This is a genomic window from Pedobacter sp. UYP24 (genome assembly GCF_054057295.1).
The window spans coordinates 155,422-174,447 of record NZ_JBSRZD010000004.1 but is presented as its reverse complement, the minus strand read 5'-3'; the positions used below and the strand labels follow the sequence as shown (position 1 = coordinate 174,447).

15 protein-coding genes are annotated in these 19,026 nt (G+C 39.2%); 12 read left to right on the top strand and 3 right to left on the bottom strand.

The genetic code is table 11. The annotated features are described in order from the left end of the window. Window positions 1-1,701 (bottom strand): transcription termination factor Rho, encoded by a 1,701-nt coding sequence (rho, locus tag ACVWYN_RS10415; protein WP_457288796.1) that lies wholly within the window; start codon window positions 1,699-1,701, stop codon window positions 1-3. Window positions 1,702-1,974: 273 nt separating this feature from the next. Here rho and pyrF point away from each other — a divergent pair, with 273 nt between their 5' ends. Further along, the gene (gene pyrF / locus ACVWYN_RS10410; protein ID WP_457288795.1) at window positions 1,975-2,805 is read left to right on the top strand and encodes an orotidine-5'-phosphate decarboxylase; all 831 of its coding nucleotides are present in this window, start codon (window positions 1,975-1,977) and stop codon (window positions 2,803-2,805) included. Beyond that, complete coding sequence (locus ACVWYN_RS10405; RefSeq protein ID WP_457288794.1) at window positions 2,802-3,704, top strand: DMT family transporter; 903 nt, start codon at window positions 2,802-2,804, stop codon at window positions 3,702-3,704. The genes pyrF and ACVWYN_RS10405 overlap by 4 nt, the downstream gene beginning before the upstream one ends. A gap of 291 nt (window positions 3,705-3,995) precedes the next feature. Here ACVWYN_RS10405 and ACVWYN_RS10400 read toward each other — a convergent pair whose 3' ends face one another. Continuing rightward, complete coding sequence (locus ACVWYN_RS10400) at window positions 3,996-4,580, bottom strand: pentapeptide repeat-containing protein (protein WP_457288793.1); 585 nt, start codon at window positions 4,578-4,580, stop codon at window positions 3,996-3,998. Between the two features lie 143 nt (window positions 4,581-4,723). On the opposite strand from ACVWYN_RS10400, the gene ACVWYN_RS10395 reads away from it, so the two are divergent. The 6 genes from ACVWYN_RS10395 to ACVWYN_RS10370 all read left to right on the top strand — a co-directional run bounded on the left by ACVWYN_RS10395 (window position 4,724) and on the right by ACVWYN_RS10370 (window position 14,754). Then, window positions 4,724-6,274, top strand: a complete 1,551-nt coding sequence (locus tag ACVWYN_RS10395) for a GNAT family N-acetyltransferase (RefSeq protein ID WP_457288792.1) — start codon at window positions 4,724-4,726, stop codon at window positions 6,272-6,274. 52 nt (window positions 6,275-6,326) lie between these two features. Further along, a complete protein-coding gene (locus tag ACVWYN_RS10390; protein ID WP_457288791.1) occupies window positions 6,327-6,920 on the top strand; it encodes an RNA polymerase sigma factor in 594 nt (197 codons plus the stop codon). A 47-nt stretch (window positions 6,921-6,967) separates the two neighbouring features. Beyond that, a complete protein-coding gene (locus ACVWYN_RS10385) occupies window positions 6,968-7,963 on the top strand; it encodes a FecR family protein (RefSeq protein ID WP_457288790.1) in 996 nt (331 codons plus the stop codon). A gap of 115 nt (window positions 7,964-8,078) precedes the next feature. Further along, a complete protein-coding gene (locus tag ACVWYN_RS10380; RefSeq protein ID WP_457288789.1) occupies window positions 8,079-11,285 on the top strand; it encodes an outer membrane beta-barrel protein in 3,207 nt (1,068 codons plus the stop codon). A 17-nt stretch (window positions 11,286-11,302) separates the two neighbouring features. Beyond that, window positions 11,303-11,455, top strand: coding sequence for a hypothetical protein (locus ACVWYN_RS10375; RefSeq protein WP_457288788.1), 153 nt, complete (start codon window positions 11,303-11,305; stop codon window positions 11,453-11,455). 38 nt (window positions 11,456-11,493) lie between these two features. Beyond that, window positions 11,494-14,754, top strand: coding sequence for an outer membrane beta-barrel protein (locus tag ACVWYN_RS10370; protein WP_457288787.1), 3,261 nt, complete (start codon window positions 11,494-11,496; stop codon window positions 14,752-14,754). 74 nt (window positions 14,755-14,828) lie between these two features. On the opposite strand, the gene ACVWYN_RS10365 is transcribed toward ACVWYN_RS10370, so the two are convergent. Next, window positions 14,829-15,431: an FMN-dependent NADH-azoreductase gene (locus ACVWYN_RS10365; protein WP_457288786.1), complete on the bottom strand. Its 603-nt coding sequence runs from the start codon at window positions 15,429-15,431 to the stop codon at window positions 14,829-14,831. Window positions 15,432-15,562: 131 nt separating this feature from the next. Here ACVWYN_RS10365 and ACVWYN_RS10360 point away from each other — a divergent pair, with 131 nt between their 5' ends. The 4 genes from ACVWYN_RS10360 to ACVWYN_RS10345 all read left to right on the top strand — a co-directional run bounded on the left by ACVWYN_RS10360 (window position 15,563) and on the right by ACVWYN_RS10345 (window position 18,833). Continuing rightward, window positions 15,563-15,925: a winged helix-turn-helix transcriptional regulator gene (locus ACVWYN_RS10360; protein WP_457288785.1), complete on the top strand. Its 363-nt coding sequence runs from the start codon at window positions 15,563-15,565 to the stop codon at window positions 15,923-15,925. 53 nt (window positions 15,926-15,978) lie between these two features. After that, window positions 15,979-16,515 carry an NADPH-dependent FMN reductase gene (locus tag ACVWYN_RS10355; RefSeq protein WP_457288784.1) on the top strand — a complete coding sequence of 179 codons (537 nt, stop codon included), beginning with the start codon at window positions 15,979-15,981 and terminating at the stop codon, window positions 16,513-16,515. A gap of 19 nt (window positions 16,516-16,534) precedes the next feature. Then, a complete protein-coding gene (locus ACVWYN_RS10350; protein ID WP_457288783.1) occupies window positions 16,535-17,209 on the top strand; it encodes a formylglycine-generating enzyme family protein in 675 nt (224 codons plus the stop codon). Window positions 17,210-17,312: 103 nt separating this feature from the next. Then, window positions 17,313-18,833, top strand: a complete 1,521-nt coding sequence (locus tag ACVWYN_RS10345; RefSeq protein ID WP_457288782.1) for an alpha-L-fucosidase — start codon at window positions 17,313-17,315, stop codon at window positions 18,831-18,833. The last annotated feature ends 193 nt before the right edge of the window (window positions 18,834-19,026 follow it).

The window sequence follows — 19,026 nt, the reverse complement described above, 5'->3', positions numbered from 1 at the left end:
TTAGCTATTCATTGAAATTAAGAACTCCTCGTTAGATTTAGTTCCTTTAATCTGTGACTGTACAAATTCCATGGCTTCCTGAGAATTCATATCTGCAAGGTGATTACGCAGAATCCATACGCGCTGTAAAGTATCTCTGTCGTGCAACAGATCATCCCTTCTTGTGCTTGATGCAGTGATGTCTATAGCAGGGAAGATGCGTTTGTTAGATAATTTACGATCCAACTGAAGCTCCATATTACCTGTGCCCTTAAATTCTTCAAAGATTACTTCATCCATTTTAGAACCTGTATCTGTTAATGCAGTAGCTAAAATTGTCAATGAGCCACCCTTTTCAATGTTACGGGCGGCACCAAAGAAACGTTTCGGTTTGTGTAAAGCATTCGCATCCACACCACCAGACAGGATCTTGCCTGATGCAGGAGCTGTTGTATTATAAGCCCTAGCCAGCCTGGTAATGGAGTCTAATAAAATAACCACATCATGTCCACATTCAACAAGGCGTTTTGCTTTTTCTAAAACTATATTAGCAATTTTAACGTGTCTTTCTGCCGGCTCATCAAATGTAGAGGCAATAACTTCTGCCCTAACACTTCTTGCCATATCTGTAACCTCTTCTGGGCGCTCGTCAATCAATAATATGATTAAATATACTTCAGGATGGTTTTTTGCAATTGCATTGGCAACCTCTTTTAGTAAATTGGTTTTACCGGTTTTAGGCTGGGCAACAATCAAACCACGTTGTCCTTTACCAATTGGAGTGAATAAATCTATAATACGGGTTGAGTAGTTGTTGGTCTCGGTAAAAAGATTTAAGCGCTCAGTTGGAAAAAGAGGAGTAAGATAGTCAAATGGAACCCTATCTCGCACATCAGCAGGCAACCTGCCGTTAATGGTTTCTACCCTTACCAATGGGAAGTATTTCTCTCCTTCTTTGGGTGGGCGTATACTTCCCTTTACAGTATCACCAGTCTTTAAACCGAATAATTTAATTTGCGACTGAGATACATAAATATCATCAGGAGATGAAAGGTAATTGTAGTCTGCAGATCTTAAAAACCCATATCCGTCAGGCATAATTTCCAAAACACCCTCGTTTGTGATGGTATTATCAAAATCAAGATTAGAGTAACTATTCTCACTTTGCTTTTGAGGAACATTACTAACATTTCCTTTTTGAGGACGATTATCGTCTCTTGGTACCCGGTTCTTTTTATGATCAAACGCAGTTGTGACTGCTGGAATGGCAATCGTTTCAGTCTCAGTAACGGTTTCAGTTTCTGTCGCAGCAGGAGCCTCTACCAATTCTGTAGTAGCTACAGGTGCAACAACAGTTTCAGGCTGCGCTTCTGCAAAAGCAGAGTTCCTGTCTTCAAAAGCAGGGGCTGCATCAAATAGAGAAGCCCTGTTAAAAGGTTTCGTAGTACCTGGCGTAGGTGCTGATTCTTCTTCTTTTGGAATTCTGATCCTTTTTCTTGTCGACTTCTCGGCAGTACTTTCTTTAACGGCCTTAAGTTTAGTTGGTTTTTCAGTTACAATAGCTTCAGTAGGTTCAGCAACAGTTTCCTGCTCTGTTATTTGCGCAATAATCTCAACCAATTCGGCTTTTCTTAATTCGTCTGCGTTTAAAATACCCTGTGCTTTTGCTATCTCACGCAGTTCTGCTGTGAGCTTTTCATTTAATTCTGTTTTGTTAAACATTATATAATATTCGGTGTTGAGAATTTTTTAAAAAATATTTATCAGTCAAAGCAAGAAAATCGGCTATAAAAATAGTTGGAATACAAGATTTTACGAATATTTTCTGGAATGGTCAGATAAACTTTTAAGGAATTATGTTGCAATTGTATGTATTTGTAAACTAATCTCCAAGAAAAAAACAAAAATGTTTAAAAAAATCTTGATAAAAAGTTAATTATCCAATGCAATTTTTATACCAAAAATGGCATCTTTGCCAACTAATTAGTGTTTGTAATGAATAAAAGACAGTTATTTGAACAGATTAAGAAAAAGAAATCTTTCCTGTGTGTAGGTCTGGATCCAGTATTGGAAAACATACCTAAACACTTATTAAAGTATCAAAATCCTGTTCTTGAATTTAACAGGCAAATCATAGATGCTACCAAAGACCTTTGTGTTGCTTATAAACCCAATACAGCTTTTTATGAATCTATGGGTGTTAAGGGTTGGGAAACCCTTTCAGAAACATGGAAATACATTCCCACAAATATTTTTACAATTGCAGATGCAAAAAGGGGAGATATTGGGAATACCTCGGCCATGTACGCCAGGGCTTTTTTTGATGAAGCGCAATCAGGTATGGGTTTCGATGCCATAACTGTTACACCCTACATGGGCAAAGATTCTGTTTGCCCATTTTTAAACCACAAAGACAAGTGGGTTATTTTATTGGCTTTAACTTCTAATGAAGGCAACCATGATTTCCAGCTTTCCGAAACAAAAACTGGGAAACTGTATGAAGATGTAATTCGTGTATCTCAACAATGGGCAAATGGCGAACAACTGATGTATGTTGTTGGTGCTACAATTGCTTCAGAATTTCAAAGTATCCGTAAACTGGCGCCTTATCATTTCTTGCTCGTTCCTGGCGTTGGTGCTCAGGGAGGAAGTTTGGCCGATGTATGCCAGTTTGGTTTAAATAGCGAATGCGGATTACTGATCAATTCTTCAAGAGGTATTATTTATGCGTCAAAAGGAGAGGACTTTGCAACGCGCGCCAGAGAAGAAGCTTTAAAGTTGCAGCAAGAAATGGAGCAAATTCTCAAAGCCAGTCAAATAATATGAAACAAAAGCTAGATCTAAGGCTTATCGTTTCTCTTCTTGGCGTGGCTATCGTATGGGGTACCACTTATCTTGGTATCAGGGTAGCGGTAGAGACCATACCACCCTGGTTCGTTACAGCTATCAGGCAAGCAATAGCCTCGCTGATTTTGCTTGTAGTCCTGCTTTATAAAAAAGAATTGAAATGGAATGGATGGCCTCACTTGCGCAGACAGATTTTTGTGTCCATTTTAATGATAGTAATTGCAAATGGAATGACTACAGTTGCAGAACAAAGCATTCCAAGCGGTTTAACATCCTTACTAAATTCCCTAAACCCCATTATTGTGTTCTTAGTCAGTGTTTTAATTGGCTTGCAGAAACCATCGATTAAAGGTTTTTTAGGAGTGATGCTTGGCTTTTCAGGTGTGGCCTTTATATTTAGAGATGGCTTGGCCGATTTGATGGATCCTCATTACCGTACAGGAATCATTTGTCTTTGCTTTGCTATTAGTGGCTGGGCGGCAGGCACCATTTATAGCAAAAAGAACACCTACAAGTCAGGAAACATCTTTCTTGATCTATTCTACCAGTTTGTATTTTCAACTTTTGCACAATTGCTGCTTGCCTTTATTTTTTCAAGTGATACAAAAGTAATTAACTGGAGCACAAATAGTTTACTTGCTGTTATTTATCTGGCAGTATTTGGATCTGTAATAGGATATTTTTGCTACCATTACGCGCTGAAGAAGGTAACAGCTACAGAAGTATCCATTCTTTCCTATTTTAACACGGTAATCGCATTGTTTCTAGGTTGGCTTATCCTTCATGAGACAATCACCACCGATATTATTATCGCAACCATGCTCATCATTGCAGGTGTATTTATCACCAATTATAAAAAGCAGCAACCAGGAGTATAACACAAAAGCATACGAAATAATATTGTAAAATAACAGTTAAGTTTTTAACCATATAAATGAACAGCCACCAAAAATAACTATTCATCCTGAAAAACACAGAAAGATTTTCGAACTGTTCCGCCGTTCCAAATAATGTCCAGGATTTTGAAGGCCCTAGCGTTGGTCTCAGTATCGTTAAAAAATAGTAGGTAGGCACAAGGTAAGATTTGGGCAAAAAGTGATGGTGCTTCCGGTTCATCCTTTCATGTTTCCTTTTTAAAACAGGGTGCACAATAGCGATTACAGCTATTGCTATTCTATATCGAGGTTGTGATTGTCCAATAGCCCAATCAAATTATTTACTGCGAACTTTGCCTTTTTCATCCTGTTAATCTCAGGATCAATGCTAAAATTAAAAGCGGTCCTAAAGTCGGTCTTTTCCAAAATAGTTCCGCTAAATTTAGCTCCAAGCAAGTCACTGTTCTTGAAAACTGAACCAGAAAGGTCACATTCGGTAAAATCAACTTCCTTTAAAGCACAATCCGTGAAATTGATCTTCTTAACTTTTACTCCATAAAAGGTACTGTAATCCAGATAACATTGGTTAAATTCAAAAGAAAATAAAAATTTATTACAACGCGTAAAGTCTACGCCTAATATTTTACAGCCAGTAAAAACAACGTCCTTTAATCCGGTTCCATAAAGTATTGCCATTGAAAAATTACATTGTTTAAACTTGCAGTCCATAAAGTCATTGCCCTTTAAGTCGCTTTTCTCGAAATTGCAGTTAATGAATTCACAATTAACAAATTCCCGATTAGTGAGGCGTTTTTCAGAATAATCTATATTGGTAAACGTTTTATCTTCGTGAAGTACGGGCTCTTCGTTAGTAAGCATTGGAGTGTATTAATGATAAGCAAAGTTAAAAAAATAATGTGCTATTGAAGAAAACTGCGCTACAAGAATCCATCAAAGCAGATTGAAAAGGGTATATTTACCTCTTTAGTAACCGCACAATTGCTTAACACCATATTTTATAAATGATGGACAAAGAAATAAAGAACGAGGATCTGAAGATCGAGTTACGCACGCTTACCAAAGATGATTATCTCGGATTAAAAGCATCCATGATTGAAGCGTATTCAGAATGGGAGGGCGCATCTGTTTGGGGCGAATCACATATAGCAAAGCTGGTTGAAATATTTCCGGAAGGACAAATCTGCATATTGGTTAATGGAGCAATTGCAGGATGTGCACTTTCAATAATTGTTAATTATGATCAGTTTGGAAATAATCATAACTACGTTCAGATTACAGGAAACTATAGCTTCTCCACCCATAATCCTAAAGGAGACGTACTTTATGGCATTGACTTCTTTGTACACCCAGATTTTCGTGGCATGCGGATAGGTAGAAGACTCTATGATGCCCGCAAGGAGATATGCGAAAGACACAACTTAAGGGCAATCATTGCAGGTGGCCGCATACCAGCTTATAAGGAATATGCAAGTACTTTAAGTCCTAAAGAATATTTGAATAAGGTTAAGGGAAAAGAAATTCATGACCCTACCTTATCTTTCCAGCTTGCAAATGATTTCCATGTTAAGAAAATTTTGAAAGGCTATCTGCCTGGCGACACGCAATCGCTAGAGTATGCTTCTTTGTTGGAGTGGAACAATATTTATTATAATGAAGAGGCAGTACATATCAATTCAAAAAAGTCTGTAATCCGTTTAGGATTGGTACAATGGCAAATGCGTCCCTTCCCTAGTCTGGAATCTTTGTGTGAACAGATTGAGTTCTTTGTAGACGTTGTGAGCGACTACCAAAGTGATTTTATATTGTTTCCAGAATTGTTCAATGCCCCTTTAATGACTGCTTATAACCATTTAAGCGGGGCTGATGCAATGCGGGAGATCGCAAAGTCTACCATCCCACTTCGGGATAAATTTGTTGAATATGCCATTAGTTACAACATTAACATCATAACGGGCAGTATGCCTTATATGGAGAATGGTGTACTACAGAATGTTGGGTTTCTTTGTCGCCGCGACGGCTCTCATGAAATATACCGCAAAATCCATCTAACTCCTTCAGAGAAAAGTGCATGGGGGATGGTTGGAGGAGACTCGTTGGCCACTTATGATACCGACTGCGGGAAGATCGGCATTTTGATCTGTTACGATGTTGAATTTCCTGAACTGCCCAGATTGTTAGCTGAACAGGGAATGCAAATTCTTTTCGTACCCTTTATGACTGATACTCAGAATGGATATACACGTGTGCGAAGCTGTGCACAAGCCAGAGCTATAGAGAACGAATGCTATGTAGCGATTGCAGGAAGTGTTGGTAATTTACCAAAGGTTCATAACATGGATATTCAGTATGCACAGTCTGCAGTTTTTACCCCATCTGACTTTTCTTTTCCAAGCAATGGTATTAAGGCAGAAGCTACACCAAATGCAGAGACAACATTAATTGCAGATGTAGATGTTGATTTGCTAAAAGAACTCCACAATTTTGGGGCTGTTAGGAATATGCAGGATAGACGTTTAGATCTTTTTAAGATATTAGATAATACTAAAAAGTAAGCATTTAACAATGGCTTAATAGTGGTTCGTTAATTTTGATGCGATCACTATCATGAGCTACAAAACAGACCAAGAACTTTTTCAGGCCATCCAATCGGGCGATGAATTTGCATTCCAATGTTTGTTCAGTCGGCATTGGGAAGTATTGTACAAAAGTATTTTTAAACTTCTTTCAGACGAGGATCAAACTAAGGATGTTGTTCAGAATGCATTCATCGAAATATGGGTGAAAAGGGAAACGCTAGTGGTGGGATCTTCAATTTTACCTTATTTGGTCAGTGTGGCTAAAAATGAGGTAATTTCTCTGTTCCGAAAAAAGAAGATCTGTCTTGCTGGAGAAGAGATTTTAATAGGCAATCTTCATAAGGTGACTCATCCTGATGAACAGATTATTGCCAGAGAGCTGCAACAAAAAATTGACCATGAGCTGGTTAATATGCCATTTAATATGCGCAAATGTTTTGTGCTTAGTAGATATGAAGACAAATCTATCCGTCACATTGCCCACGAACTCACATTGTCTGAACAAACAGTAAAAAACAACATTTCTGAGGCGTTGAGGAGATTGCGTAAGCGATTGGAAACAAATTCGGCCGCCTATCCTGCCTTACTTTTTGCATTGTTCATAAATTTAACACAAAGGTAACTTTCTAATAAAGTACTTTATTGGCTTTCGATCGCTAATAGATCAGAATGAAAGTAAAGAAGAAGTCTTTAAACAAATATTTCAGGGACTATCAACTTGGGCGGCTTGCTGAAGAAGAAAAGCAGGTGATAGACGATTGGTTCAATACGCATCTCCAAAGTAACTCCGGCAATCCGGTCGGTTCTGAAGCATCATCATCAACGGTGGAACAGGAAATTTTTGTAAGAATTGAAAGGGCAATTCGAAAAAAGTCTGGTAAAAATAAACAAACTATACTGAGGTGGTTGAGTGTTGCATGCCTGATGATGGTACTTGGTACGGGTGCTTTTTTGGCGCGCAACGCTGCGCAAAAGCAGTTACAGCAACCTCTTTTCTGGAAGTCTTATCAGACGGTAAGAGGAGAGGTGAAGAAAATCACACTTCCCGATGGTACACTAATCTGGATGAATGCGGATACCAAAATACAGTTGATCTCAGATTTTAAAGCAACTGGGTTAAGAAAGCTTAAATTGGAATATGGAGAAGCTTTTTTTAAAGTAAAACGGGATAAATTAAGACCTTTTAGTATCAGTACTGGCCTGTATGTTACTACTGTTTTGGGCACTTCTTTCAACATCAGGTGTTATCCTGAAATGAATTCCTATAAAGTTGCTGTAGCGAGCGGGAAGGTGAAAGTTGATTATAAGAATGGGGGTACCGTTAAAAGATTAAGTAAAGGCCTGACTAAAGATCAGGTGCTTAATGTGGATGCTAAATCAGGCAAGACGCTGATCTTTAATGCAGATGTTTCCCTGATGAGTAGCTGGCGAGCCAACAGGTCAATGTATCTGGACGGGCTTACACTTAACCAGATTGGCCAGGAGCTTTCCAGACAATACAATATAGATGTGAATGTTAAAAGCGATAACAATCACATAACACGGAAATACAGTATTGAACTCCGTCATTATGACTTGAATACCATACTCCGGCAGCTTGTACTTAAAACAGGAATGAATTACCAATTAACCGATAAATTATTAACCTTAAATACGTCAAGATGAGCTAAGTACAACCCTAAAAAAGCCGGAAGTGTTTGCCCACCACCGGCTCTCCATCAAACTGAAGCAGTTTGATTCGATTTAATTAACTTCTAGAAATCAATAAAAACAATTAAATATGCAACATTATTACCATTTTTTAATAAGTAAGATCGGAAAAGTGTTTATTTCCGCTCAAAAATTTAGTGCCATTTCTGTATTCCTCCTGATTGCAGTTCAGTCTTACGGACAATCCACCGATGCCTCCGTAAACGGAAAAGTTACGGATGAAAAAGGTACAGGCATTCCCGGCGCATCTATAGTTCTTCGCAATGAATCAACAGGGTTTCGAACTGTTACTGCAACTAGTAAAGATGGGTCCTATGCACTTATCCAGTTGCCTCTCGGTAAACCCTATACTTTAACGGTAACTTATATCGGATTTCCAAAGCAAGTGAAGACAGATTTCGCATTGAATCAAGGAGATCATATTGTGGCAGATTTCAAATTATCTGAAACCACAAACCAGCTTAATGAAGTACAGGTAAGCAGTAATGCACTAGCAAAACGTATTGATCGGTTAGGATCCAGTACAGCGATCACTTCCCAAAATATTCAGCAACTGCCTACTCAAAACAGAAATTTTAATAATTTATCAGCACTTGCACCCACCACCAATGGAACCAGTATCAGTGGCCAACGTGCCTCTTCTACTAACTACCTGATAGATGGTGCCAGTGCCCGTAACAATCTAACCTCAGGAGCCATAGGAAGTGGTCCTTATTCTTTATCGCTGGAAGCCATCCGTGAATTTGAAGTAGCGACCAATGTGTACGATGTGTACAAAGGCAGAGAAGGTGGTGGTACAGTAAGTGCAGTTACAAAATCTGGTACAAATACCCTAACCGGATCTGTTTTTGACTACTACCGTTCGGATTTTTTGGCCAGTCCTTATGATATTCGTGGTGTAAAAAGAGAACAAAAATTTACTACCAATCAGTATGGATTCAGTTTAGGTGGTGCATTAATCAAAGATAAGCTCCACTTCTTTACTGCGTTGGACCGTCAAGATGAAAGCATTCCATTTTTTATTGCCGATATCCGTGATAATGATGATGCGATCAGTTTGGGCATCAGTAAAGGAGCGCTAGATAGTGTGGTGAATATTGGTAGAGCTAAATATGGATTAGGAAGTGGTCCGCAGGTAGGCGAGTTCAAACGTAAAACGCTGGCAAATACCTTTTTTGCCCGTTTAGATTGGCAAATTAATGATAAACACCGGTTAACTTTGAGAAATAACTATAGTGACTGGAATAATCCCGTGAGCAATAGTGACAACTCTAACATTAACCTTTTTGAGGTATATGGAGATTTCAAGTCAAGGGAAAACAGTACGCTGTTATCCCTAAGGTCTCAGTTAACACCAACCTTTTTAAACGAATTTAAGGTGCAGGTGCAATCGGCAACAAGAAATTATGTACCAAACAGTGAGCTTCCTGTAGCAAATATTCCAAGAGCAATTGTTAATGTGCGTTCCACTCTGCCTAATGGAACTCTTGGTAGCAAAACTGTTCAGCTTGGTGGACAACGTTTCTTTCCAGAGAACAACCTGGAGAATCAGTATCAACTTGTAAATACATCTTATTATAGTGTGGAGAAGTACAAATTCACTTTCGGAACCGACAATACGCTGACCTATCTGGATACCTATATTTCAAGTGAGCAAAATGGTCGTTTTATCTTCAATAATCTGGCGGAATTCAATAACCTGAATCCGTCCAGATATGCCAGAGAAGCCCCTATTAACGGAGAACCATCCGTGCAGCAATACATTTTAAATGCATCTGCTTTTGGTCAGGTTGAATTTGATATCATCCCGAATCTAAATGCAATGTTTGGTGTACGTTATGATGTAACCAGTTTTCTTACCCAAGCAGATTATAATCCAGTCGTAGAGCGCACTTTGGGTCTTAGAACAGATAGTAAGATTACAGATGCCGGAAAAATACAGCCGCGCTTACAATTAACCTGGGACATTAAAGGAGAGAAGAAAGACATCATCAGATTGGGCGGAGGACTTTTTTCTGCTAACCCTGTAAACTATGCACAAGTGAATAATATTCAAAACAGCGGAACAAAGGTTGCATCAATTGACGTTTCCCGTCCGGCTTCAGGAACCAGTCTTGTTCCGGTACCAGACTTTCCATCTTACAGAAGAGACCCATCTACAGCTCCAGGAATCATTGCTGGTGTACCTTATGTATCCACAATCAATTTGAATGATCCGAATTTAAAAATGCCTTCCATTTTCAAAACGAACCTGAGCTATAATAAGATCATCGGCGACAGATTGAGACTTGGAGTGAATTTATTGTACAGTTATACCAAAAATAATTACGTCTATCTTGACCGAAATCTAGCAGACAACCCTTACTTCAGGCTGGCCAACGAAGAAAACAGAGGTGTATTTGTACCTGCATCTACTATCACTGCCAATGGAATTACCAATAATGTGCTGGGAAGGAAGACCAATGAAGTAGGACGTGTGCTGATGCTAACTAATGGGGCAAATTTAAAGCAGAAAGCTATGATTTTGGATGCGAGTTTCCGCTACCTGAAAGATGGCTATATTAATGTGAGTTATACCTTAAATGATGCTAGGGATAATTCTTCTTACAATGGAAATGTGGCCAATACTTCTACCTTCAGGCCGGTAAAATCTGATCCAAGAGACCTATCAGAAATATCTTATTCTGATAATCAATATCGCAATAAAGTTGTAGTCTATGGTACTACACCAACCTGGAAGGGTTTTTCTTTAAGTGGAACATTTAGAGGTATTGGTGGCTCGCGTTACTCCCTTACCGTTGACGCAGATCTTAATGGTGATTTTGTTGGAGGGCCGGGTGAAGACAATGATCTAGCTTTTGTTTTTGATCCAAATAATTCAGCAACAAGTGCAACTGTTAAGGCTTCGATGGAAAAGGTTTTAAACAACCCCGACAATAGGGCCAAAGATTACATCCGTGAAAGCTTAGGTAAGATAGCCAATCGTAATGGTGGCGAGAACCCTTTTTCAGGAACTTTTGATTTAAGGTTGATGAAGGACTTTAAAACGTATAAAAGTCAGAAACTGACTGTGAGTGTGGATGTATTTAACTTCGCGAACTTGCTGGATAAAACAAAAGGTGTAAACTATAATCTGGGCAATCAAACCCTGTTACTAGTAACCAAATTTGACCAAGTGAAGCAACAATATGAGTACCGTGTAAACGAGAATGTGGGGGTAACGAAAGCCGGAGGTACTCCGTACCAAATACAGGTTGGTGCCAGATACTCTTTTTAATTACAAGTAAACCCAATATGGATTCGTGTAGAGATTTTATTGAAAAAGCAGCCCTCCTTATCGGAGGCGCTGCTTTGATTCAAACAATTGGATTCAGTAAAGAATTCGCAGGCCGTGTAGAAACGGGTTCGACTCCAAAAAAAGATCTGCTAATGAGACAAATGGTATAAATGAGATGCGGAACTGCTGCTGTTTCTTATTGGTTTTATTGGCCCTAGCAAAGTCCACCTTTACTGCCGGACAAACGACGAAAACTACTTTGGCAGGTAGAGTAAGTTCTATTCATCAACCAAAGATAGAAGGAGTGCTATTGACCTTGATACATTTACCAACTGGAACGGTTTATGGCTGCAGTACCAATTCATCCGGAAGTTTTTTTCTCCCAGATTTAAAACCAGGGGGCCCATACCAGATAGAGGCGAATTACCAAAGCTTTAAAAAATACCAGGAAACTGGTCTTTTTTTTAGGCTTGGTGAACCATCTATTTTAAATATAGTACTGAAAAGTGAGGTAAATGAGCTCCCAGAAATTAAGATCACGGCAATCTCCAGCGGGAAACTGCTGAAGAAAAATACAAGCGGTCCCATTTTCTATACTGGAAGTAGAGAACTGGAAATTGTGCCGAGTATCCGGCGAAGCCTGGTGGATTATATTAAGCTAAGTTCTTTGGCGTTCGGGCCTGCAATTGCAGGTGGGAATTACCGGCAAAATTTCATTACTGTTGATGGCTCAGAATTCAATAACAACTTTGGGGTAGGAGATAACTTGCCGGGCAATGGCGCCCAGCCTATCGCTCTTGATGCCATTGCAGAAATGTCAATAGAGGCAGCGCCTTATCACTCCATTTGGGAGTCAGGTTTTATTGGAAGTGCAATTAATATCATTACCCGCTCTGGTAGCAACGCCATGGAAGGATCATTATATGGTTATTTTAGAAATCAGGATAGTTATGGTTATAAGGCCGCTGATCAGCAGGTCGATAAAAGACAGGTTATGTATCACCTGGAAGGTTTCCGGCTGGGCGGACCCGTAATCAAAAATAAATTATTTTATTTTTTTAGCCTAGAAATGGAAACTGAGAAGCTACAGCCCCAACCGTTTAATGCAGCAACTTTAGAACAACCTTTTGGGAGCAACAGCAATATCGCAAGGCCCACCTCTGCTGAATTAGATGAAATAAGCAACTATCTGCGGAATACCTATCATTATGACACTGGCCCTTATCAAGACTATGATTTTAAGAACAAAAGTACCAAAGCTTTGCTTCGGTTAGACTGGAACCTAAGCGATAACCACAAGATTAGCCTTAGGTATAATCAGTTACATGCCAAAAGGCCAGAGCTAGTGAATGGGTCAAGGAGTCCGCTAGTACCATTTGCTGCAAGTACAGGTCGCAGGGCATTAAATTCACTTCCATTTAGCAATTCCAACTTTACAACCTTGTCAGACTTTTATTCTATTGCTGGAGAATGGAATAGCAGACTTTCACCAACGCTGACCAATACGTTACGCACTTCCTATACCCGACAATATGAGCCCCGAGAATCCGAAAGCGAATATTTTCCTTTTGTCGACATTTTAAAGGATGGCATTCCTTTCACATCCTTTGGTTATGAGCCTTTCAGTTATGGGAATGTGCGGGATGTATCCCTAGTTTCTTTAAACAACCGTGCACAATGGACACATGGAAAAGGCATCTGGACTGGTGGCTTTCAGCTGGATTACTGCAATACTAAAAATAGTTACATGCCTTTCGGAACGGGTTACTATACCTTTCGATCATGGGAGGATTTTGCTTTGGGAAACAAGCCATTGGATTATGCGCTGACGTATCCTCAGAATAATCGGTCAGTAATCCCTGAATATAGCTTTAACTATCTTTCTACGGCTGCCTTTATGCAATACAGCGTCATGTTAAATGATCAGTTGAGTCTAACGGCCGGAATAAGGATTGATTTTCCATTATTTCCCAGGCCATTGCCTGAAAATAAAGTGCTCGCCTCACTGGAATTTGCTGGTGGCCAACACTTAAATACTGGCCAGCTACCTAAACCTGCGCTGCTGACAGCGCCACGTGCAGTTATGACTTATGACCTTAATTCAGATAAAAATATTAGGCTCAGGCTTGGATCGGGTATTTTTACCGGAAGAATCCCTTTTGTATGGATCATCTCACAAGCCCGTTATTCGGGAGTTTACCAATTGACACAGACATGGCAAGGCATTCAAAATACCCCATTTACATTTCATGCGGATGAACAAAGTCAATACGTTACCGATCAAACTGCTGTATTACCTTCTGTAACCAGTGTATTAGCTCGGGATTTTAAAATGCCACAAAGCTGGAAGTCAACACTGGGAATTGATGTGGTGTTACCAGGAGGATTAAAAGGCATTGTCGAAGTTCTTTACAGCAGGGACATCAGAGGAATATTGTTTAAAGATATAAATCTATCGGAGCCATCTATACTGAATATTCCGGGTTACGCCGATCATAGGCTAGTATATCCTTTCCAGAATCAATTAAAGTTTGTCAATCCCTTAAATACATTTGGACAGTATGATCCGCAGGGAAATTCACCACTAAATGCTGTTGTAGTGGGTAATTCGTCAAAAGGGTATTATTTCTCCAGCACTGCCAGGGTTGAGAAACAGGTCGCAAATGGTATTAATTTTTCATTCGCTTACTCTAGGAATTCGGCTAAAAATTATAATGATGGAGACGGCGATCAGACCCTTTCTGCGCTGAATGCTACACCAACTGCTAATGGAATTAACCACCCTGAATTGGGCTATGCTGCCTATGTGCCAACAGGCCGGATCGTTTCAACATTAGGATTTGTTAAACAATACAGTAAGCACCTTAAGTTTTATGGCGGTTTAGTTTATCAGGGCGTTAGTGAAGGCCGTTTTTCTTACACATACGGTAGAGACTTTATTGGCGACCGTACCAACCGTTCACTTATTTATGTGCCAAAAGACGCTTCCGAGATCCAGTTCTCACCTTTGACTACCACCGTTTCTGGAAAGACCTTTACTTACAGCCGTGAGCAGCAAACGGAAGCTTTTTTTAGTTACTTGGATCAGGACAGGTACCTGCGGACTCGTAAAGGCAAATATGCAGAGCGAAATGCAGGATTAATACCCTGGAGGAACCAATTCGATATTCGGCTGATGCAGGAGTTAACTATAGTGGGGCATGGCAAGAGACATGGGGTACAATTCAGTATTGATATTATCAATGCAGGAAACATGCTTAATAGAAACTGGGGCTTAAGAAAACAGGTGGTTTCGAGCGCTATACTAATCCCCAGCAATCTGGAGCAAGTAGTGCCTGACGGTAATATCGTTCCAACTTTTCAGTTTGCAAGCTCTGGCGGCAAACTGTTGACCCAGACTTTTAAAACCGATATAACTACTAATTCTACCTACCAGATGCAGTTTGGACTAAGGTATTTATTCAAATGATTTCATCGTTCGTTTAACTAAGGGAAACACGAATTCTGTGAGTCCTGGCTTGGAAATCACGCTTCGCTAGCAACTTACTCGATTACTATACTGTCAATGGCATTGGCCAACGCATGTTCCTTTACTACAGGTGTTTTCAAACCTTCGGCACGGAATACCACTAAATCGGTCATGCCTAAAAAACCAAGGAAAGCTTTTAGATAAGGCGCAACAAAGTCGTTAGGTTTGCCCGGTCCTTCTGAATAGATACCGCCTGAAGACATCGCTACATAAACCTTTTTACCAGTTACCAGACCAATAGGTCCATTTGCGCCATACCCAAATGTTACTCCGGCTCTGGTGATATGATCAATCCATGCTTTTAATGCCGTATGTATCGTAAAATTGTAAAGCGGCGCACCGATAATGATGATATCCGCTGCCATTAATTGCCTCACGGCTTCATCTGAGTACCGAAGTGATTCTATTTCTTCGGCTGTCAGTTGATCTCCAGGAGTAAACATAGATCGTAGAATAACAGGATTTAAATGTGGAATTTCAAGGTCAACTAAGTTAACTTCTTCGACAGTACTGTCTGGATACTTCTCTTGTACTCTTTCCACGATGGCATTACCCAGCTTAATACTATAAGACTGATTTCCCTGGATGCTTGAGGTTAAATGGAGGATTTGTTTCATAAAAATTCAATTAAGTTTAAGCTTATTAGCTTATTTATTGTTTAGAACAAAGCTAGCCCATTTAACTATCTATAAGTTAGTACTTACCTAAAGGAAAGCGGTTCCTTTTAGGAAAGTGTTTACCTTTGGCTATGAAAACAGCTGAAATTCCTGCAAAAAAAGAGTGCGAGAGTTCGCTCAAAAACGTTCTTGATGCACTATATGTACTCCATGGCCGTTGGAAACTACCTGTAGTTTTAAGCCTTGTACAAAAATCAAAGCGTTTCAACGAAATTCAGAATGCTGTAAGTGGCATATCTCCAAAGGTATTGGCTAATGAGTTAAAGGATCTTGAACAGAATGAATTTATTAAAAGGACTGTGTATCCTACAATACCAGTAACCATCATCTACGAAGCAACTGAATACAGTTTGACTTTAAAAAACGTATTATACGAACTTAACGCATGGGGAGAACAGCATCGAGAACGGATCAAGCAAAGTATGCGCAGTTAAAAAGTTGAATGTAAGACTAGCATACAAACTGTAATTTAGTAAACCTCATTTATATGAAGAAGATTTTTATAATAAACGGAAGTGCCAGTCAAGCTTCATCAAATCAAAAACTCATTGATAAATTTACTAGAAAGACTTCAAAATTTTTTAAGGTGACTGTTTTTAATGACTTAAAAACACTCCCTCATTTCGACCCTGAACTTTCCATTAACCATACACCTACTGCAATTTTAGACTTTAGAAAAGAAATTGAAACCTCTGATGGAGTTTTAATCTGCACACCTGAATACATCTTCAGCATTCCAAGCGGACTTAAAAATGCCATTGAATGGTGTGTTTCAACAACAATTTTTTCCAATAAACCAACTGGACTTATTACAGCTTCTGCGAGTGGAGAAAAAGGGCACCAAGAATTACAGCTCATAATGAAAACCCTTATGGCAAAATTTACGGTTGACACTACATTATTAATTCAAGGAATTAAAGGTAAAATAGATCAATATGGCAACATTAAAGACAGTATAACAAATAACGATTTGATAAAATTTATCGATTCATATCACAAGCTAATAAATACCCAACACATTTAAACCAGAAATTAAAATAAACATGGATCATGATTTTGACATTCTTAATTACGAAATGGTAGAAATTCCTGGTGGGGAAATCATCTTAAGAGATGACAGAATTAAAAGCACATGGAAAGTTGATATAAAACCTTTTTTTATTGCCAAATATCCTGTATGCCAGCAAATTTACCGCCAAATAACAGGCCAATCGCCTAGTGCCTTTAAAGGAAAGAAACATCCGGTGGAAATGGTTTCATGGAGAGATGCCATATATTTTTGTAATATACTTTCTAATAATACTGGTTTAACAGCCTGTTATATATTTGATGAAAAGGAAGATGTGATATTTAATCCCGATGCCAACGGGTATCGTTTACCAACAGAAGCAGAGTGGGAATATGCCTGTAAAGCCGGGACAATTGGTCCACGTTACGATGAGCTGGACGAGATAGCATGGTATAAAGAAAATTCAGGAGGGATGACACATGAAGTTGGATTAAAAATGCCTAACCAATGGGGACTTTATGATATGTTAGGTAACGTTTGGGAATGGTGTTCAGATATTTATGATGAAGAGGTGTATAGTTCCTACCGTATTTTTCGGGGTGGGGGCTGGTGTGATCAAGAAAGGGGTTGTATGGCCACTAATCGTAGGCGTAGCCATCCATCCAGTTTTAAAATTGATGATTTAGGATTTCGGATAGCCAAAAATTAAAACCAATTGGATGGTAATATTCCTTAATCATTAGATAATTTCTAGGTTCTAAACATAGAAGAATCACCTTAATTTGGATTTCCTAACCATATATAAATTCAATATGAAATCTAAAATATTAAACACGTTAATTATTACAGGAGTCGCTGGTTTGCTACTGAATGCAACAGGGAATGCCCAGCAGTTATCTATTAACAAAGGACCATTTAAGCCAACAGACGAATCCTTAAAAGAGTATAAATATCCTGAATGGTTTAGAGATGCTAAGTTTGGTATCTGGGCACATTGGGGGCCGCAGGCAGTACCGCGACAGGGAGATTGGTATGCAAAAAACATGTATGAAGAAGGCAGTCAGCAAAATAAGTATCATGTGGCTCATTACGGTACACCCTCTAAATTTGGATATAAAGATATTATCCCATTGTGGAAGGCAGAAAAGTGGAATCCTGAAAAATTGATGGCACTATACAAAAAAGCAGGTGCTAAATACTTTGTCAGTATGGGCAGCCACCATGATAATTTTTTCCTGTGGAATTCCAAAATTCATCCTTGGAATTCTGTAAACATGGGTCCGCACAAAGACGTGGTTGGTCTTTGGCAAAAAGCAGCCAAAAAAGAAGGTCTTAAATTTGGCGTATCAGAACATTTGGCTGCCAGTTACACCTGGTACCAGTCTGCACATAAGGCAGATGTAGCAGGGGAGTATAAAGGGGTACCATACGATGGTAATGACCCACAATATGCGAATCTGTATCATACTAAGGCTGCCGCCGGAGATAACGGTTGGTTAACTACTAATCCTGAGTGGATGAAAGAATGGTATGCAGATGTAAAAGAATTGGTGGATACTTACCATCCTGATTTGCTTTACTCTGACAGCAAATTGCCATTTGAAGAAGTGGGTAGGAGCATGCTCGCTAATTTCTACAACGGAAACATCACTTATACTGACGGCAAGCCTACAGCCGTATATAACTGCAAAGAAGCATCTGAAGGTAAGTGGGCACAGGATGTGGAGCGTGGTGTATTGGATTCTATCAGTCCTTACCCATGGCAAACGGATACATCAATTGGTGACTGGTACTATAGAACAGGTCAACAGTACAGAACCGGCACTGAAATTATACAAATGCTGATTGATATTGTGAGTAAAAATGGTAACCTGTTGATCAACGTAGTGCAAACTCCCGAAGGTGACCTTGAGCCGGATGTGCTCACTATTGTTGAGCAAATTGCCGCGTGGATGCCTGTTAATAACGAGGGAATATATGGCACGCGTCCCTGGAAAATTTATGGTGAGGGACCATCAACCATCAAATCTAATCAGGCGAAAGGTCCATTTGGTGGTTTGAGTGATACCCACGCCTATCAATCAACAGATATTCGTTTCACTACTAAAGGTAATAGTCTTTTTGCATTTTGTATGGATACCCCTAAAGATGATATTCGTATCACATCATTAGGTAAAAGTTCAAAGCTCAATGAAAAAAAGATAGCTGGCATTAAACTTTTAGGGAGCAATGAAAAACTTAAATGGACACAAGAAGATGATGCCTTAGTTATTGCCAAACCATCAAGTATACCTTCCTGGAAAGTAATGAGTTTTAAAATAGAATTAAAATAATGCGTTTTTAGTCGTTGCAGCTGCGTTTTACCATCGTTTTATATGACTGGTACACATATAGGGGTTTAAAAGGGTTACATAGGGGTTGAATAGGGGTTTACCTCTTCTCAAGTCCTATGTAAGTCCTATTTCTATGCCGCCCATATAAGAGCCATGTAAGACCCGGGTAAAAGCCTTGAGTATTAAATTATAC